Origin of the sequence: uncultured Massilia sp. (assembly GCF_913773735.1) — a bacterium.
Taxonomy (GTDB): Bacteria; Pseudomonadota; Gammaproteobacteria; order Burkholderiales; family Burkholderiaceae_D; genus Telluria.
Genome location: NZ_CAJYEB010000042.1, coordinates 1 through 17,669, shown reverse-complemented (window position 1 = coordinate 17,669; position 17,669 = coordinate 1). Strand labels below are relative to the sequence as shown.

Annotated in this window: 16 protein-coding genes; 13 read left to right on the top strand and 3 right to left on the bottom strand. The window is 70.4% G+C overall.

All coding sequences use genetic code 11. The annotated features are described in order from the left end of the window. Nucleotides 1–3: 3 nt before the first annotated feature. The 8 genes from QZ749_RS21885 to QZ749_RS21850 all read left to right on the top strand — a co-directional run bounded on the left by QZ749_RS21885 (nt 4) and on the right by QZ749_RS21850 (nt 7,997). A complete protein-coding gene (locus QZ749_RS21885; RefSeq protein ID WP_296951437.1) occupies nt 4–1,545 on the top strand; it encodes a type II and III secretion system protein family protein in 1,542 nt (513 codons plus the stop codon). A gap of 9 nt (nt 1,546–1,554) precedes the next feature. After that, nucleotides 1,555–1,842 (top strand): hypothetical protein, encoded by a 288-nt coding sequence (locus QZ749_RS21880; RefSeq protein ID WP_296951434.1) that lies wholly within the window; start codon nt 1,555–1,557, stop codon nt 1,840–1,842. A 76-nt stretch (nt 1,843–1,918) separates the two neighbouring features. After that, the gene (locus tag QZ749_RS21875; protein WP_296951431.1) at nt 1,919–3,097 is read left to right on the top strand and encodes an AAA family ATPase; all 1,179 of its coding nucleotides are present in this window, start codon (nt 1,919–1,921) and stop codon (nt 3,095–3,097) included. 14 nt (nt 3,098–3,111) lie between these two features. After that, on the top strand, nt 3,112–4,455 hold the full coding sequence (locus tag QZ749_RS21870; protein ID WP_296951427.1) for a CpaF family protein: 1,344 nt from the start codon (nt 3,112–3,114) through the stop codon (nt 4,453–4,455). Nucleotides 4,456–4,475: 20 nt separating this feature from the next. Beyond that, complete coding sequence (locus tag QZ749_RS21865; RefSeq protein ID WP_296951422.1) at nt 4,476–5,453, top strand: type II secretion system F family protein; 978 nt, start codon at nt 4,476–4,478, stop codon at nt 5,451–5,453. A 10-nt stretch (nt 5,454–5,463) separates the two neighbouring features. Then, a complete protein-coding gene (locus QZ749_RS21860; RefSeq protein ID WP_296951419.1) occupies nt 5,464–6,399 on the top strand; it encodes a type II secretion system F family protein in 936 nt (311 codons plus the stop codon). Nucleotides 6,400–6,437: 38 nt separating this feature from the next. Further along, nucleotides 6,438–7,574: a LytR C-terminal domain-containing protein gene (locus tag QZ749_RS21855; RefSeq protein WP_296951416.1), complete on the top strand. Its 1,137-nt coding sequence runs from the start codon at nt 6,438–6,440 to the stop codon at nt 7,572–7,574. 96 nt (nt 7,575–7,670) lie between these two features. Then, the gene (locus tag QZ749_RS21850; RefSeq protein WP_296951413.1) at nt 7,671–7,997 is read left to right on the top strand and encodes a BON domain-containing protein; all 327 of its coding nucleotides are present in this window, start codon (nt 7,671–7,673) and stop codon (nt 7,995–7,997) included. A 42-nt stretch (nt 7,998–8,039) separates the two neighbouring features. On the opposite strand, the gene QZ749_RS21845 is transcribed toward QZ749_RS21850, so the two are convergent. Further along, nucleotides 8,040–8,804: a GIN domain-containing protein gene (locus QZ749_RS21845; protein ID WP_296951411.1), complete on the bottom strand. Its 765-nt coding sequence runs from the start codon at nt 8,802–8,804 to the stop codon at nt 8,040–8,042. 133 nt (nt 8,805–8,937) lie between these two features. Beyond that, nucleotides 8,938–10,545: an RNA repair transcriptional activator RtcR gene (rtcR, locus tag QZ749_RS21840; protein WP_296951408.1), complete on the bottom strand. Its 1,608-nt coding sequence runs from the start codon at nt 10,543–10,545 to the stop codon at nt 8,938–8,940. Nucleotides 10,546–10,741: 196 nt separating this feature from the next. On the opposite strand from rtcR, the gene QZ749_RS21835 reads away from it, so the two are divergent. From QZ749_RS21835 to QZ749_RS21815, 5 genes are all read left to right on the top strand, one after another. After that, nucleotides 10,742–12,298 (top strand): RNA-binding protein, encoded by a 1,557-nt coding sequence (locus QZ749_RS21835; protein ID WP_296951407.1) that lies wholly within the window; start codon nt 10,742–10,744, stop codon nt 12,296–12,298. A gap of 16 nt (nt 12,299–12,314) precedes the next feature. Next, nucleotides 12,315–12,563 (top strand): hypothetical protein, encoded by a 249-nt coding sequence (locus QZ749_RS21830; protein ID WP_296951404.1) that lies wholly within the window; start codon nt 12,315–12,317, stop codon nt 12,561–12,563. Nucleotides 12,564–12,712: 149 nt separating this feature from the next. Beyond that, nucleotides 12,713–13,963, top strand: coding sequence for an RtcB family protein (locus QZ749_RS21825; protein ID WP_296951402.1), 1,251 nt, complete (start codon nt 12,713–12,715; stop codon nt 13,961–13,963). Between the two features lies 1 nt (nt 13,964). Beyond that, entirely contained in the window at nt 13,965–15,020 is a 1,056-nt protein-coding gene (gene rtcA, locus QZ749_RS21820; protein ID WP_296951399.1) for an RNA 3'-terminal phosphate cyclase, read from the top strand. A gap of 76 nt (nt 15,021–15,096) precedes the next feature. After that, nucleotides 15,097–16,884 carry a lipopolysaccharide assembly protein LapB gene (locus QZ749_RS21815; protein WP_296951397.1) on the top strand — a complete coding sequence of 596 codons (1,788 nt, stop codon included), beginning with the start codon at nt 15,097–15,099 and terminating at the stop codon, nt 16,882–16,884. Here QZ749_RS21815 and QZ749_RS21810 read toward each other — a convergent pair whose 3' ends face one another. Then, the gene (locus QZ749_RS21810) at nt 16,885–17,511 is read right to left on the bottom strand and encodes an HAD family hydrolase (protein WP_296951396.1); all 627 of its coding nucleotides are present in this window, start codon (nt 17,509–17,511) and stop codon (nt 16,885–16,887) included. Between the last annotated feature and the right edge of the window lie 158 nt (nt 17,512–17,669).

Genomic DNA, 17,669 nt, shown 5'->3' with positions numbered 1-17,669 from the left:
GCCATGAACGATAGCCCGACGCGCGCGCCGCTGCTGCGCTGCCTCCTCGCCGCCGGCCTGGCGCTGGCGGCCGCAGGCCCGGCGTGCGCCGCCGCCAGGAAGGCGCAGGAAGGCGGCAATGCCGGCCAGGCCGCGCCGGCGCATGGCCCGACCGGCCCGAACTGCCAGGGCGAGGCCGCCAAGCCGGCGCAGCTCGCGCTGCACGTCGGTAAATCCAGCCTGATGCGCCTGCCGGAAGCCGTGCAGCACCGCAGCGTCGGCAATCCGGCGGTGGTGCAGGCGCTGCTGGTGGCGCCGGACACGCTGTACATCGCCGGCGTCGACGTCGGCACCACCAATATGATCGTGCAGGGCAGGAGCGGCCTGTGCAGCGTGCTCGACATCACGGTGGCGATGGACCCGGCGGCGCTGCAGGCGACGCTGGCCGCCACCATGCCGGAAGAGCGCAACATCCGGGTGCTGGCGGCGGCCGACAGCCTGGTCCTGAGCGGTACCGTCAGCGACGGCGCCGCCGTGGCGCGCGCCGTCGAACTGGCCACCGCCTACGTGCGCCGGCCATTGCGCGCGCTGCCGTTGCCGGACAAGGCCGATTCGCCCCAGGGCCAGGACGGCAACCAGAACCAGCAAGGGTCGGCGGCCGTGGCGGGCCTGCGCGTGGTCAACCTGCTGTCGGTGAATGCGCCGCAGCAGGTGCAGCTCGAGGTCAAGGTCGCCGAGGTGTCGAAGACCCTGCTCGAGCGCCTGGAGGCCGGCGCCACCTGGCGCTTCGGTTCCGGCAGCTGGGCCGCGACGCTGCTGTCGAACTTCATCAGCGGCAAGGCCAGCGGCTCGCTCGAGCTGACCAGGACCGGCGGCAAGAGCATCACCGCCGCCGCCGAGACGCAGGACGGCGTGGTGCGCGTGCTGGCCGAGCCGAACGTGATGGCGATCAGCGGCCAGGAAGGCAGCTTCCTCGCCGGCGGCAAGTTCTACGTCCCGGTGGCGCAGGACAACAACCGCGTCACGCTGGAAGAAAAGGAATACGGCGTCGGCCTGCGCTTCACCCCGACCGTGCTGGGCGGCGGCCGCATCAACCTGCGCGTCGCGCCCGAGGTGTCGGAACTGTCGCGCGAAGGCATCGGCCTGACGACCGGCAGCAACGCCGGCACCGCGATCCTGCCGGTGGTGACCACGCGCCGCGCCAGCACCACCGTGCAGCTGTACGACGGCCAGAGTTTCGCGATCGGTGGCCTCATCAAGGACAACCTGGTCACCAACAAGAAGGGCCTGCCGCTGCTGGGCGAACTGCCCGTGCTGGGCGCGCTGTTCCGCAGCACCGACTACCAGCAGGACCGTACCGAACTGGTGTTCGTGATCACCGCGCGCCTGGTCAAGCCCTTGCCCGGCGCCGGCTACGCCCTGCCGACCGACAAGGTGGGCGTGCCGTCGCGCGCCGCGTTGATGCTCGGCGGGCGCCTGGACGGCCCGGCGCCGGGGGCCACGACCGCCGCGGCCTCGGCGCCGCCCGTGCCGCCGCCCGATGCCGGCGGCTTCGAACTGAAATAGGAGAACGCGATGTCCACCGCACGCCCCCGGTTCGCGCCGGCGCTCCTGCCGCTCCTCCTGCTGGCCGCGTCGCTGCAGGGTTGCAGCACCACGCCGCGCTTCAACGAGCACTTCGGCGCCGCCTTGCGCGCGAACCTCGCCGCCCAGGCCCTCGATCCGGCCGCGGCGGCGAATACCGATCCGGCCCTGGGCGTGGACGGCGCCGCCGCCCGCGCCGGCATCGAGCGCTACCAGCGCTCCTTCAAGGAAACCGAGCCGGCGCTGGACAGGCCGCTGATCGGCGCGGGCGCCCGATGACGTCCGTGCCGGCCCGCCCGGTGCCGGCCGTCCCGCTCGAACCCCGTCCCGCCCGCACGCCGCTCCGAGGAACCCGATGAAAGCCCTGCTGATCAGCCGCGACACCCAGCTTTACGCGGAGATCGCGTCGCAAGGCGCGGCCCGCGTGCCGCCGCTGCACGTGGCGGCCGGGCGCGCCGGCCTGCGCGACGCGCTCGACCGTCCGCTGGCCGACGCGCCGGCCCTCGTCATCGTCGACGCCAGCGACGCCGACGCGGCCGACGCCGACCTGCTGGAGCGCCTGACCCGCCACTACGCGGCCGCGCACTTCATGCTGCTGACCGACGACCACCAGCCCGACCTCCTGATCCGCGCCATGCGCGCCGGCGTGCGCGAGGTGCTGCAACTGCCGCTGGTGCACCGCGCCCTGCACGAGGCGATCGACCGCATCGCCGCCAGCGCCGGCGAAGCCGTCCTGCGCGACGGCAAGGTGCTGGCCTTCATCGCCTGCAAGGGCGGCAGCGGCGCCACCTTCATCGCCACCAATTTCGGCTATGCGCTGTCGACGCTGGCCGACAAGAAGGTGCTGCTGATCGACCTGCACCGCCAGTTCGGCGACGCCACGCTGTACGTGTCGGACCAGAAGCCGACCATGACGCTGTCCGACGTGTGCCAGCAGATCGGCCGCGTCGACGGCCCCTTCCTCGATTCCTGCCAGGTGCACGTGGCGCCCGGCTTCGGCGTGCTGGCCGCGGCCGACGACCCGGCCCAGGCCGGCGAGGCCAAGCCCGAGCACATCGACGCGATCCTGCGCGTGGCGCGCCAGCACTACGACTACATCCTGCTCGACGTGGGACGCCAGATCGACGCCGTCTCGCTGCGCGCGCTCGACAGCACCGATGCCATCTACCCGGTGCTGCAGCTGGCGCTGCCCGACATCCGCCATGCGCGCCGCCTGCTCGACATCTTCCGCTCGCTCGGCTACGTGACCGACCACGTCCGCCTGATCGTCAACCGCTACGAGAAGGGCGGCAAGCTGCGCCTGCACGACCTGAACTCGGCGCTCGGCGCCGAAGTGCTGCATACCATCCCCAACGATTACGTCGCCGTCACCGATTCGGTCAACCAGGGCATTCCGGTGCTGAAGCTGGCGCGTGCCAGCAGCGTGGCGCGCAGCCTGGCCGACCTGGTCGAGGTGCTGACCGCGCGCCGCGTCGTCGAAGCCAGGAGCGGCCTGTTCGACCGCCTGTTCGGCCGCGGCGACGGCGACGACTGACCAAAGGAGATCCCATGTCCCTGCGCGAGCGCCTGTCCGGAACGGACGAGGAACGCCACCACCAGCCGATGCCGGCGGTGGCGCACCAAGCCTACCAGGAGCTGAAGAAGACGATGCACCAGATGATCCTCGACCGGATCGACCTGGAACGCCTCAAGCGCCTGACCAGCGAACAGTTCAAGCACGAGCTGGCGCTGCTGGTCCAGCGCATCATCGAGGAAGAGCGCATCGTGCTGAACCAGCAGGAGCGCCACCACCTGGTGCTCGACATCCAGCACGAGATGCTCGGCTTCGGCCCGCTCGAGCCGCTGCTGAACGACCCGACCGTCTCCGACATCCTGGTCAACACGTTCAACCGCGTGTACGTCGAGCGGCGCGGCAGGCTCGAACTCACCGACGTCAGCTTCCACGACAACGCGCACCTGATGAAGATCATCGAGAAGATCGTCTCGCGCGTCGGCCGCCGCGTCGACGAGTCGAGCCCGATGGTCGACGCGCGCCTGCCGGACGGCTCGCGCGTGAACGCGATCATCCCGCCGCTCGCCGTCGACGGTCCCCTGGTATCGATCCGGCGCTTCGGCGCGAGCCCGCTGACGGTGCAGAACCTGCTCGACTACAAGAGCGTCACGCCGCCCATGATCAAGGTGCTGGAAAGCCTGGGCCTGGCCAAGGTGAACATCCTGATCTCGGGCGGCACCGGCAGCGGCAAGACCACGCTGCTGAACCTGATCTCCGGCTTCATCCCCGCCAGCGAGCGCATCGTGACGATCGAGGACGCGGCCGAGCTGCAACTGCGCCAGCCGCACGTGGTGCGCCTGGAGACTCGCCCGCCCAACATCGAGGGCAAGGGCGAGGTGACGCAGCGCGCGCTGGTGCGCAATGCGCTGCGCATGCGGCCCGACCGCATCATCCTGGGCGAGGTGCGCGGCCCGGAAGCGCTCGACATGCTGCAGGCGATGAACACCGGCCACGAGGGTTCGCTGGCGACGATCCACGCCAACACCCCGCGCGACGCGCTGGCGCGCCTGGAAAACATGGTCGGCATGGCCGGCGTCACCCTAACCCCGCGCGCGACGCGCCAGCAGATCTGCTCGGCCATCACCGTGATCCTGCAGGCGTCGCGCCTGGCCGACGGCACCCGCAAGCTGGTCAGCCTGCAGGAAATCACCGGCATGGAAGGCGAGATCATCTCGATGCAGGAGATCTTCCGCTTCGAGCAGACCGGCATCGACGCCGAGGGCAAGGTGCAGGGCCACTTCTGCGCCACCGGCGTGCGCCCGCGCTTCGCCGAGCGCCTGCGCATGTTCGGCGCGGCGGTGCCGGAAGACACCTTCGACCCCGACCGCATCTTCGCCTGAACGGCAGCGCGGAGCCTCGCATGGACATCCTCTTCTACGGTTTCGTCGTGTTCCTGTTCGCCGCCATCATCCTGGGCGTCGAGGGCGCCTACCTGTGGTGGATCGGCGCGCACGGCGCCGCGTCGCGCCGCGTGGCGCGCCGCCTGCAGCTGATGGCCGGCGGGCAGGGCCGCGCCGGCGAGCGCATCTCGATCCTCAAGCAGCGCCGCTACAGCCGCCAGGACGCGCTCGACCGCCTGCTGCACCGCGCCGCGTTCGCGCCCCGCATCGACCGCCTGCTGGTGCAGTCGGGAATGAAGTGGTCGGTCGAGGTGTTCCTGCTGTGGTCCGGCGCCGCGTTGCTGGCCGGCGTGCTGGCGACGGCGCGCTGGCCGCTGCCGCTGGCGGCGCGCGTCGTGGCGGCGCTGTTGTTCGCGCTTCTCCCGCTGGCGCTGGCGCGGCGCATGCGCCGCAGGCGCCTGGCGCGCATCGAGATGCAACTGCCGGACGCCGCCGACTTCATCGCGCGCGCGCTGCGCGCCGGCCACTCGTTCAGCAACGTGCTGCAGATCGTCGGCAACGAATTGTCCGAGCCGCTCGGCGGCGAATTGCGCGTCGTGCGCGAAGAGATTAACTATGGCGTGCCGATGGCCGAGGCGCTGCACAACCTGGCCGCGCGCATTCCCTTGACCGACCTGCGCTACCTGGTCATCGCGATCCTGATCCAGCGCGAGACCGGCGGCAACCTGGCCGAGATCCTCGGCAACATCAGCCACATCATCCGCGACCGCCTGAAGCTCATGGCGCAGGTGCGCGTGCTGTCGGCCGAGGGCCGCATGTCGGCCTGGATCCTGGGCCTGCTGCCGTTCGTCGTGGCCGGGATGATGCTGATGGTGAACCCGGCCTACATCCGCATCCTGTGGACCGATCCGGTCGGCATCAAGCTGCTGTGGCTGGCCTTGGCGATGCTGCTCCTGGGCGTGGCCTGGCTGCGCCAGGCGATCCGCATCCGCGTCTGAGGAGCCGTCGATGAGCGCCGCACAGTTGCTGTTCCTGCTGATCGTGTTCGCGATCGTCGGCGGCCTGGCCTGGCTGGCGATGATCCTGTTCGCCCCCGGCGCGTTGCGCGCGCGCCTGGCGCGCTTCATGGGCAAGCCCGACGGCGCGCCGGACGGCGCCGGCTGGATCGAGCGCGTCGCCCGCGCCGCGCGTCCTCTCAGCCGCCTGTCGGTGCCGGAAGAGGGCTGGGAAAAATCGGCGCTGCGTATCCGCTTCATGAACGCCGGCTGGCGCAACCCGTCCGCGCCGGCGCTGTACTTCGCCGCCAAGAGCGGCCTGGCGCTGCTGTTCCCGGCCAGCGCCGGCATCGTGCTGGCGCTGGCGCCCAGGACGCCGGGCGGCAGCCAGGTGTTGTTCCTGCTGCTGGCCGCGGGCGCGTTCGGCTACTACCTGCCCAACGCGCTGCTGGCGCGCACCATCCAGCGCCGCAAGCGCGAGATCTTCGAGACGATCCCCGACGCGCTCGACCTGCTGACCGTCTGCGTCGAGGCCGGCCTGAGCCTGGAGCGCGGCCTGGTCAAGGTGGCTGCCGAAATCCACATCAAGAGCGAGACGCTGGCGCAGGAATTCCAGCTGGTGCTGATGGAGATGCGCGCCGGCTTCAGCCGCGACAAGGCGCTGCGCAATTTCGCGATGCGCGTCGGCGTCGACGACATCGACTCGCTGGTGGCGATGCTGATCCAGTCCGAGCGCTTCGGCACCAGCATCGGCGACGCCCTGCGCGTGTACTCGGACAACCTGCGCACCAAGCGCCGCATGATCGCCGAGGAAGCCGCCGCGCGCATCGGCCTCAAACTGCTGTTCCCGCTGATCTTCTGCATCTTCCCGACCTTGCTGATGGTGCTGCTCGGCCCCGCCGGCATCCAGATCGCCCACACCCTGGGCGAGGCGTTCGGCCCCCGCTGACGCGCCGTCCACCGTTCCCACGTTGCGAAAGAACCGCCATGCGACCCCTGACCACGCGTTCCCGGATCCTGCCCACCACGCTGTCCCTGCTGTGCGGCGCGCTGCTGCTGGCATGCGCCGCGCCGCCCGCCCAGGTCGACGCCCCGGCCGCCGATGGCGCCGCGCCCGACGCCGGCGTGGCGGGACCGCCGGCGCGCGCCGACGACCGCTATGCGCGCGGCCGCGCCCTGCACCTGGCGCGCCGCTACGACGAGGCGGTGGCCGCCTACCAGGCGGCCCTGCAGGCCGATCCCGGCCATGTGAACGCCCGCAACGGCCTGGCGATCGCGTATGCCGAGCGGCGCGAATTCGCGCGCGCGATCCCGATCTGGCAAGAGATGACGCGCGGCGCCACGCTGTCCTCCGGTCCGGCCGTCGCCTTCCTGTTCAGCAACCTCGGCTATGCCCACCTGCTCGCCGGCGACGACGAAAAGGCCGTGGCGGCGCTGGAAAAGGCCTGCCTGCTCGATCCCTTGAACGGGCGCGCCTGGCAAAACCTGGGCGAGGCGCTGCAACGGCTCGGCCAGGACGAGCGCGCCCGCCAGATGCTGCGCCAGGCCAGCGCCCTGCGCGAGCACGACCTGCGCGCCGACTACGCGATGGTGCCGGGAGAGCGCCCCGCCACGATCGCGCGGGCGCTCGACGGCGCGCGCCGGCCGGACCAGGAATGGGCGTTCGTCGAGATCGCCGACAAGGGCAACGGCATGCTCGAACTGCGCCGTACGCCGGCGCTGCATCCGCGCGGCGCGCCGGCCGCGGCGCCGTTCCAGCCGCCAACCGCGGGCGGGGCGGGCGCCGTCGCCGGGCTCGAGATCAGCAACGGCAACGGCCGCCAAGGCCTGGCGCGCCTGCTGGCCAGCCGCATCCGCGATCCCGAGGTGAAGATAGTGCGCCTGAGCAATGAAAAAGGGTTCGCGGTGCGCCAGACCCGCATCGAATACCGCCCGGCCTTCCGCGGCGTGGCCGAACGCCTGGCCCAGCGCTTCGGCGCGAGCCAGCCGGTGGCGGTGGGCGCCGGGCGCGCCGACGTGCGCCTGGTGCTGGGCCACGACCTGGCGCCGCAACGCGTCGCCGGCCGCTCGCTGCCGGCGCCCGCCGGCCAGCCCGGCCTTGCGCACATGGCCGGTTCGCCCTGACGGGAAGGTAGTATCGGTTTCACAACAGTAGCGGGCGACAGCCTTGCTCGAGAATGGTCATAATAAAAAAACTTCAACACATTCTGGAGAATCGCCATGCAACTGACCCGTCGTTTCCAGTCCGCAATTGCTCAATCCGTCATCGCGACCACGCTGCTGGTGTCGGTCGCCGCGTGCGCGCCGACCCCGACGCGCGAAGGCACGGGCGAGTACGTGGACGATGCCGTCATCACCACCAAAGTGAAGGCCGCCTTCGCCGGTGACCCGACCGTCAAGGCCACCCAGGTCAACGTCGAAACCTTCAAGGGCACCGTCCAGCTGAGCGGCTTCGTCGACACGCGCGAAAGCGCCCAGAAGGCCGTCGACCTGGCGCGCGGCGTCAAGGGCGTCAAGTCGGTCAAGAACGACCTGGTGGTCCGCTGACCCGCTTGCCCGCCAGCCGGCGGGCAAGCCCTCGCCGACGACTCACTGCCAGCGGACTTTTCCGAAGCCGCTGGTCGTCGCGCTGCGCGTCGCCGGCTTGCCGTACACGGTCGCCGAGCCCATGCCGTTCAGGCTGACGTTGGCGGTGGTCCTGGCGTAGACGCTGGCGCCGCCCATGCCGCTCAGGTCGAGGTCGACGGTATCCGCATGCAGCTGCTGCGCATCGAGGCCGCCGACGCCGCCCAGGTGGGCGCGCAATACCCTGGTCTGGCCCGCGACCGTGATGTGGCCGGCGCCGCCCAGGTGCAACTCGACGCGCTCGGCCTGGCCGGGGTTCAGCGTCAGCCCGCCGACGCCGCCCAGGCGCGCGTCGACGTCGCGGTACTGCCCGCTGAAATTCACCGCGCCGGCGCCATCCAGCGCCAGCACCAGCCGCTCGCCCCGGAAGCCGGACACCTCGCTGCGGCCGACGCCCTGCGACACGAATTCCTTCAGGTTCGGCACGCTCATCTCGGCGCGCAGTTCGCCGTTCGGGTTGTTGATGCGGCTATTGTTGTCCATGTCGATCGTCAGCGTGTCGCCGTTCTGCGTGGTGCGGATCTTCGCCACGTAGCGGCTGTCGCCCGACACCACCAGCGACGGCGGTCCCTGGCGCAGGTCCAGGCGCACCACGCCGCCGAGCACGACCTTCGATACCCTGGCGTCGATGGCGCGGTTCTCGCGCACGGTGCCGTCGGCGCCGGCGGCCGCGTTCGAGGCCAGCGCGAGGGTGGTGGCAAGCAGGGTGGTGGCGAGCAATTTGTTCATGGCGCGTTCTCCGGTAATGTGCTGTTGGCGTCACTATAGGCAGGCGTCGGGCACGGCGGCGGCGGATTGCGACAGGCGGCAGGATCGGCGGAATGAAGCGCGAAATCGGCGGAAACGCCGTCGGCGCCCGGCCTCAACTCCGCAGCGCATCCCAGTCCAGCCCGAAACGAGCCAGGTATTTCTTCAGGCGGTCGGCATCGTTCGGCTGGCGCTTGGCCAGGCGCGAGACGGCGAACAGCTGGCGTCCCGCATCCGACAGCGAGGCCGCGCGCCGGCACACCGCGACCACCGCCTGCAACTGAACGGCGTCGAACGGATCGAGCCGCGCCGCCGCGTCCTGTCCCAGCAGCGCATCGAGGTCGACGTCGTCGCGCGCGCCCGGCGTGTCGCGCCGCGGCGCCCACAGCCGCTGCAGGCGTCCCGTTTCGCCGGCCACGATATCGTCGGTGATGCGGCCGGCCTCGGCCAGCGTCGCCATGCGCTGCACCGATGCCGACAGGTCGCGGAAGTTGCCGCTCCAGCGTGCCTGCGGCGACATGGCGAACCGCATGTAGCGTTCGCGCGCCTCCTTGTTGAAACGCACCAGCTGGCCATCCTCGATGCCGAATTCGCGCAGCAGGTAGTCGATGTTCGGTTCGATGTCTTCGCTGCGGTCGACGAGGCCCGGCAATGCGTAGGTCCACAGGTTGATGCGCGCGAACAGGTCGTCGCGGAAGCGCCCCTGCGCCACCTCGCGCGCCAGGTCGCGGTTGGTGCCGGCGATCAGCTGGAAGTCGCTGTGCACCTCGTGGTCGCCACCCACCGGCAGGAAGCGCTTCTCCTCGATCGCCTTGAGCAGCATCGCCTGTTCGTCCAGGCCCAGTTCCCCGATCTCGTCGAGGAACAGCACGCCCTTGTCCGCCGTGCGCAGCAGGCCGGCCCGCTCGGACATGGCGCCGGTGAAGGCGCCCTTGACGTGGCCGAACAGCGTCGAGGCGGCGCCGTCGCCGTGCAGCGTCGCGCAGTTGATCTCGACGAAGCGGCCGCCGGCCTGGCGGCGCGCCTTCTTGAGTTCGTACAGGCGGCGCGCTAGGAAGGACTTGCCGGCGCCGGTCGGTCCCATCAGCAGGATCGGCGCGCGCGACTTGATCGCCACCCGCTCGATCTCGTCGATCATCGCGTTGAAGCGCGGGTTGCGCGTGGCAATGCCGGACTTGAGGAAGGCCACGCCCTCCTGCTGCTCGCGCGAGAAGCGCTGGGCGATGCGGTCATAGCGCGACAGGTCGAGGTCGATCAGCGCGAGCGAGCCGGCCGCGCCGGGCGCATGGCGGCGCGGCGGCGACGTCTGCAGCAGGCAGCCGGGGAAGTAGCGCGCCTCCGTCATCAGGAACATGCAGATCTGCAGCACGTGGGTGCCGGTCGTGATGTGGATCCAGTAGTCCTCGTGGTCCGGATCGAACGGGTACGCCCGCGCGAAATCGAACAGCGCCCCGTACACCTGCTCGAAGTCCCAGGGATCGGCGATGTCGACGCGGCGCGGCACCACCTCGGTTTCCGGCGATACCCCGCCGATGTCCTCGGCCACTTGCCGCACCAGGGCATCGCTCCTGCCGTCGAACAGCAGTTCGAGCCGGTCGATCACCACGTCCTCGTGCTGGGTGAGTGCCACCGTCGGCCGCCATTTTTCCCAGCGCGCGCTGCCGCGCCCGCTGTCGAGCTGGGTGCCGATGAAGCCGATGACGACCGTTCTTTTCTTCTTCATTTTTATAAATCCTTATAAGCAAGGATAAATTTATCACGTTCGCGATCGATCGGGTAAAACGCGTGCCAGCCACGCATTCAAGAAAATTCATTCGAATAATCAAGCACTTGAGATACTTTTTCGCGAAGAGACAACGGCCTGGCACGCCGCTTGCAAAGGACAGGGACAAGAACGAAGACGACGAGGAAAACCGATCATGGCCAACCAGAACCTGTTCCAGTCCCCGCGGGGCAAGCTGCTGCCGCAAGCCGATGCGCGCAACGTGGCCGGAGCGCCGGCCTGGCTGCTGCCGCCGAAGCACCGGCTCGCGCAGTACGCCGCCACCGGCTGCCTGAACGACACGTATTACGCGGATGCCGGCGACCAGCTCGCGACCGTGCTGGAACTCGGCCGCGACCTCGACACGCGCTTCCTGGCGCAGGCGGCGATCCACTGCCGCGAGCGCGGCGACATGAAGGACATGCCGGCCCTGCTGGTGGCGCTGCTGGCCGCCCGCGGCGCGCGCGAACTGGCCCCGGCGTTCGACCGCGTGATCGACAACGGCCGCATGCTGCGCAGCTTCGTGCAGATCGTCCGGTCCGGCGCCACCGGCCGCAAGTCGCTCGGCACCCGGCCGAAGACGCTGGTGCAGCAATGGCTGAACCGGGCCGACGAGAAGACGCTGCTGGCGGCGGCCGTGGGCACCGCGCCGTCGCTGGCGGACGTGGTCAGGATGGTCCATCCGCGTCCTGCGCAAGCCTGGCGCGCGGCCTTCTTCGCCTGGCTGGTGGGCAAGCCGTACGACGCCCGGGCGCTGCCGCCGCTGACCGCCGCCTTCGACGCCTGGAAGCGTGACCGTTCGGCGCCGCTGCCGGCGGTGCCGTTCCAGCTGCTGACGGCGCTGCCGCTGGCGGACCGGGACTGGGCGCAACTGGCGCTGCAGGGCGGCTGGCAGATGCTGCGCATGAACCTGAACACCTTCGCGCGGCATGGCGTGTTCGCCCTGCCGGGCATGACGGACGCGGTGGCGGCGCGCCTGTGCGATCCGCAGGAGATCGCCCGGGCCAGGGTGTTCCCCTACCAGCTGATGGCGGCCTGCCGCGCGGCCGGCGCGGTACTGCCGGCGCGGCTGCGCACGGCGCTCGAGGAGGCGCTGGACATCGCGCTGGCCAATGTGCCGCGCATCGCCGGCCGGGTCGTCGTGTGTCCGGACGTATCGGGGTCGATGGCGAGTCCCGTCACCGGCTGGCGCGGCGCGGCGACCAGCAAGGTGCGCTGCATCGACGTGGCGGCCCTGGTCGCGGCGGCGCTGGCGCGCAGGAATCCGGACACCGTCATGCTGCCGTTCGCGCGGCGCGTGGTCGAGGTGGCGCTGGAGCGCGACGCCACGGTGATGCGCAACGCCGAGGTCCTGGCCGGCATCGGCGGCGGCGGCACCGATTGCAGCGCGCCGCTGGCCTGGCTGAACCGGCGCAAGGTGGATGCCGAGCTGGTGGTATTCGTGTCCGACAACGCATCGTGGATCGATGCCGCGCGCGGGGCCGGCGCGACGGCGACGCTGCGCGAGTGGCGCCGCTTCAAGGAGCGCAACCCGCAGGCGAAGCTGGCGTGCATCGACGTCACGCCCTACGGGACGACGCAGGCGCCGGAAGCGCCGGACGTGCTGAACGTGGGCGGCTTCTCGGACGCGGTGTTCGACATCCTGGCCGCGTTCGCGGCGGGACGGCTGGGAGCCGGCCACTGGGTCGGCGAGATCGAATCGATTGCGCTTTGAGCGCGGGGAGGTCAAGATGGGATGGACGATCAGCGTCGGCACGGCCGGCGCGGCAGCAAAAGCAGTCACAACGGCAACAGCGGCAGCACGGGGCCGCAAGGCGCAGGCGCTGTCGATCGATATCGACGCGCATGGCCTGAAGGCCCGGGTAACCGTTTTCCCGAATGCCGACAGGACGACATTGGGTGACGCCGGTGCGATGCCGGCCTGGCAGGCGCAACGCGTCTGGCAGAACGTCCTGTCCACGCTGGTCGGGACCGAATAGCGGCAGTGCCGCACCCTTCATGGCGAATGCCGGTGGAACTACATCGTGGCCCGAGCAGGGCGGTGTTTCACCACATCTTGTCGCCACCCTGATATCGCCGCCGGGACGGTCCGGCGGCACCCGGATACGAGAGAACCAGAGAGAACACCATGACGAAACAAGAGCATTACGATGTGCTGGAAGTAGCCGGCGGCCAACCGGTCAAGATGTGGACGCGCGGCGTCCCGGTCGAGGAAGAGGCCAAGCGCCAGCTGGCCAATACCGCACGCATGCCCTTCATCTACAAGCACATGGCGGCGATGCCCGACGTCCACCTGGGCAAGGGTTCGACGATCGGCAGCGTGATCCCGACGCTGGGCGCCGTGATCCCGGCCGCGGTCGGCGTCGACATCGGTTGCGGCATGATGGCCGCCAAGACCACGCTGCGCGCCGAAGACCTGCCCGACAACCTGGGCCTGCTGCGCAGCGCGATCGAGCGCGCCGTCCCGCACGGGATGTCGCCCAAGACGCGCGGCTTCAAGGGCCGCGGCATGGGACGCGATGCGGGCTCGTGGGACACGCCGCCGTCGGCCGTCGACGCGGCCTGGATGACGCTGAAGGACGAGTTCGACACGATCTGCCTGAAGACGCCCAGGCTGAAGCACACCAACAACTACAAGCACCTGGGCACGCTGGGCACGGGCAACCACTTCATCGAGATCTGCCTGGACGAGGAGGGCGCCGTCTGGTTCATGCTGCACTCGGGTTCGCGCGGCGTCGGCAATGCGATCGGCAGCCACTTCATCGAACTGGCCAAGCAGGACATGCGCACCCACATGGCCAACCTGCCGGACCAGGACCTGGCCTACCTGCAGGAGGGCACGCGGCACTACGACGACTACATCGAGGCGGTGGGCTGGGCCCAGAAGTTCGCGCGCATGAACCGCGAGGTCATGATGCAGAACCTGATCGCGGCCGTGCGCACGGTCATCAAGAAGCCGTTCCAGACCCACGTCGAGGCGGTGAACTGCCACCACAACTACGTGCAGCGGGAGCGCCACTTCGGCCGCGACGTGCTGGTCACGCGCAAGGGCGCGGTCTCGGCGCGCGCGGGAGAACTCGGCATCATCCCGGGCTCGATGGGCGCCAGGAGCTTCATCGTGCGCGGCAAGGGCAACGAGGACAGCTTCCACAGCTGCAGCCACGGCGCCGGCCGCACCATGAGCCGCACCGAGGCCAAGCGCCGCTACTCGGTCGAGGACCAGGTGCGCGCCACCGAGGGCGTCGAATGCCGCAAGGACGCCGCCGTGATCGACGAGATCCCGATGGCCTACAAGGACATCGACGCCGTGATGCGGGCGCAGGACGACCTGGTCGAGGTCGTGCACACGCTCAAGCAGGTCGTCTGCGTGAAGGGCTGACATGGACGGCGACATCACAACGGGCAGCGAATCCGCCGTGCTGGAACTGGACGGCGCGGTCGGCGAAGGCGGCGGCCAGATCCTGCGCAGCGCGCTGACGCTGGCGATGGTCACCGGCCGGCCGTTCCGCATCCGGTGCATCCGCGCCAACCGCCCCAAGCCGGGCCTGATGCGCCAGCACCTGGTGGCGGTGCAGGCCGCGGCCGGCATCTGCGGCGCCACCGTCGACGGCGCGGCGCTCGGCAGCCAGGAGCTGGCATTCCGCCCGGGCCCGGTGACGGGCGGCGACTACCGCTTCGCGATCGGCAGCGCCGGCAGCTGCACGCTGGTGCTGCAGACCGTGCTGCCGGCGCTGCTGACGGCCAGCCAGCCGTCGACGCTGCGCCTGGTCGGCGGCACGCACAACCCGATGGCGCCACCGGTGCAGTTCCTGCAGCGTGCCTGGCTCCCGCGCCTGGCCGAGATGGGCGCGCGCATCGACCTGCGCCTCGAGCGCTTCGGCTTCTACCCGGCCGGCGGCGGCATCGTCGAGGCGCATGTCGCACCCTGCGCCCGCCTGGAACCGCGCACGTGGACGACGCGCGGCGAACGCAGGGGCGGCCGCGCCGAAGCCTTTGTCGCTGGCGTGCCGGAGCGCGTGGCGCGGCGCGAGCTCGAATGCGTCGGCCAGGCCATGAACTGGAGCGCGGACCAGCTGCAGGCCTGCGTCCTGCCGGCCGAGCAGGGGCCGGGCAATGCGCTGGTACTGACGCTCGACTACGAACACGTGAGCGAAGTGTTCACGGCCTTCGGCGAAAAGGCCGTCTCGTCCGAGCAGGTGGCGCGCCAGGCCGTGCAGCGGGCGCGCCAGTACCAGGCATCGCAGGCCGCCTTCGCCGAATACCTGGCCGACCAGCTGATGCTGCCGCTGGCGCTGGCCGGCGGCGGCGGCTTCACGATGGACGAGGTCTCGATGCATGCGCGCACCAACGCCGGCGTGATCGAACTGTTCCTGCCGGTGCGCTTGCGCTTCGACAGGGTGGATGGGGTCGACCGCTGCACGGTGGAGGCGCGCTGAGCGGCCTCGTTCAAGGAACCGGGGAGAATCGCGCGCATCTAATGGCATCCACCCTGCCACTGCGGGAGATGACGCCATGAGACACCATCGCATCCTGGCCGCGCTGGCAGGCGCGGCCCTCGTTTCGGCCCCGGCCGGCCAGTATGCGGCCGGCCGCGCCGTCCCCGATGTCCGGCTCGTGCAAGGGGCCATCTGTACCGCGGCCGCGGCCGGACCGCCGGTCTTGCTGGCGCGCCTGGTGCGGGCGCAGACGGAAACCCGCCCCTTCCAGCCCGGACAGCAGCTGCCGGCGCCGGCCGACACGTCGCCACCGCCGCTGTACGGGAACCTCGGCAGGCTGCACATGGCGGTCACGACGAACAGCCGCGGGGCGCAGGCCTACTTCGACCAGGGCCTGCGCCTGGCCTTCGCCTTCAACCATGCCGAGGCCGCGCGCGCCTTCCGCGCCGCCCAGCGGCTCGACCCGCACTGCGCCATGTGCCACTGGGGCGAGGCGCTGGTGCTGGGCCCGAACATCAACGCGCCGATGTTCCCCGACGCGGTGGCGCCGGCCCATGCCGCGGCCGCCCGCGCGCAGCTGCTCGCGGGCCGGGCCGGGCCGCAGGAACGGGCGCTGATCCGCGCCATCGTCCAGCGCTACGCCGACGCCCCGCTCGAAGACCGCTCCGCGCTGGACCGCGCCTATGCCGACGCCATGATGGAAGCGGCGCACGCCTTCCCCGCCGACGACCACATCCAGGTGCTGTATGCCGAGTCGCTGATGGACCTGTCGCCCTGGGACTACTGGGAACGCGGCGGCGCCAGGCCGAAGGGCCGCAGCGGCGAGATGGTCGCGACGCTGGAGCGCGTCCTGGCGCGCAATCCCACGCATGCGGGCGCGGCCCACTACTACATCCACGCCGTGGAAGCCTCGTCGGCGCCCGAGCGCGCGCTGCCCGCGGCGCGCGTGCTGGCCCGGCAGATCCCGGGCGCCGGCCACATCGTCCACATGCCCGCGCACATCTACTACCGGCTCGGCATGGTCCGCGAATTGCTGGCCGTCAACCTGGACGCCGTCGCCACCGACGAACGCTACTTCCGCGGCGCACGGAGCGACCCGGTCTACAAGGGCGCCTACTACCCGCACAACATCCACTTCGTGATGGTGTCGGCCCTGATGGGGGGCGACGGCCAGGCCGCGCTGGCGGCATCCGCCAAGCTGGACAAGGTGCTGCCGCACGCCCTGGTCGCGCAATTCCCGCTGATCCAGCCGGTGAAATCGGCCGTGTACTTCTCGCACGTGCAGTTCAGCAGTCCCGACACCCTGCTGGCGCTGCCCGACCCGGGGCCGGACCTCGTGCTGGTACGGGCGATGTGGCACTACGCGCGCGCCGTCGGGTTCGCACGCAAGCACATGGTCGATGAAAGCCGCGACGAGATCGGCGCGCTGGCGGCGCTCGAACGCGACGCCGACTTCCGCCCGTTCGACGCTTGGCACGTGCCGGCGCGCGCCATCGTCGCCACCGCCCGCAACGTCGCCACCGGCCGCCTGGCCGACGCGCGCGGCGACGCCGCGGCCGCGCTGACCGCGTACCGGGCGGCCGTCGAGACGCAGGACCGCCTGCCCTACATGGAACCGCCGTACTGGTACTACCCGGCGCGCCAGTCGCTCGGCGTGGCGCTGCTGCGCGCCGGCCGGGTCGACGACGCCGAGGACGTGTTCCGCGCGGCGCTGGCGCGCACGCCCAGCAACGGCTGGGCGCTGCGCGGCCTGATGGAGGTGTACCGGCGGCGCGGCGACGAGGCGTCGCTGAAGCAGGCGCAGGAGCGCTTCGCGAAGACCTGGCTGGGCAAGGACGGGATGCCGCCGCTGGCGGCGCTGTAGCTAGAGCAGGGCAGGGAGTTCCGCCAGCGAGCGCAGCGCGTCGCCGTCGCCACGCCGGCCCTTGCGGTCGAGCAGCACGGCCTGCATGCCGAAGGCGCGCGGCCCGTCGACGTCGGCGGCGGGCGTATCGCCCACCATCAGCACGTTCGCGGGCGCACAGCCGAGCGCCGCGCACACGTGGGCATAGATCGCGGGATCGGGCTTGATGGCGCCGGCCGCGAAACTCCAGGCATACGCATCCAGGCGCAGCGGCAGCAGTTCCATGATCGGCGGCGCATAGTCGGCGGCCAGGTTCGAGCACAGGGCCAGCTTGATGTTGCGGTCACGCAGGGCGAGCAGGGTGGGCGTGGTGTCCGGGAACAGGCGTAGCGAGGCGATTTCGATGCGCAGGTCGGCTTCGAGGTGTGCCAGTTCTTCTGGCTTGAGCGAGATCGCCATGTGCTGGGCTGCTTCGCGCAGGGTGAGCGGGGTGCTCATCAGCGTGGCGGCGTCGTTCGCGGTGATGACACGGCTTTGCTGTTCGCCCAGGCGCAGCAGTTGGCGGAATGGGGCGCGTTTTTGGGTAATTTCGGCCAGGGTGCCGTAGACGTCGAAGACGATGGCGTGGATGGGAGTGGGGTGGGGCATGCGCTAGGGTTGGCTGCTTGATGATGGTGTCGTGAATCGCCACGACTACCGTAGACACTCCTGAGCCATAATGTTGGGCACAAGGAGAAGGTATGAGCGGAAAGCGGTACACAGAGGAATTCAAGATCGCGGCGGTCAAGCAGGTGGCGGAGCGCGGT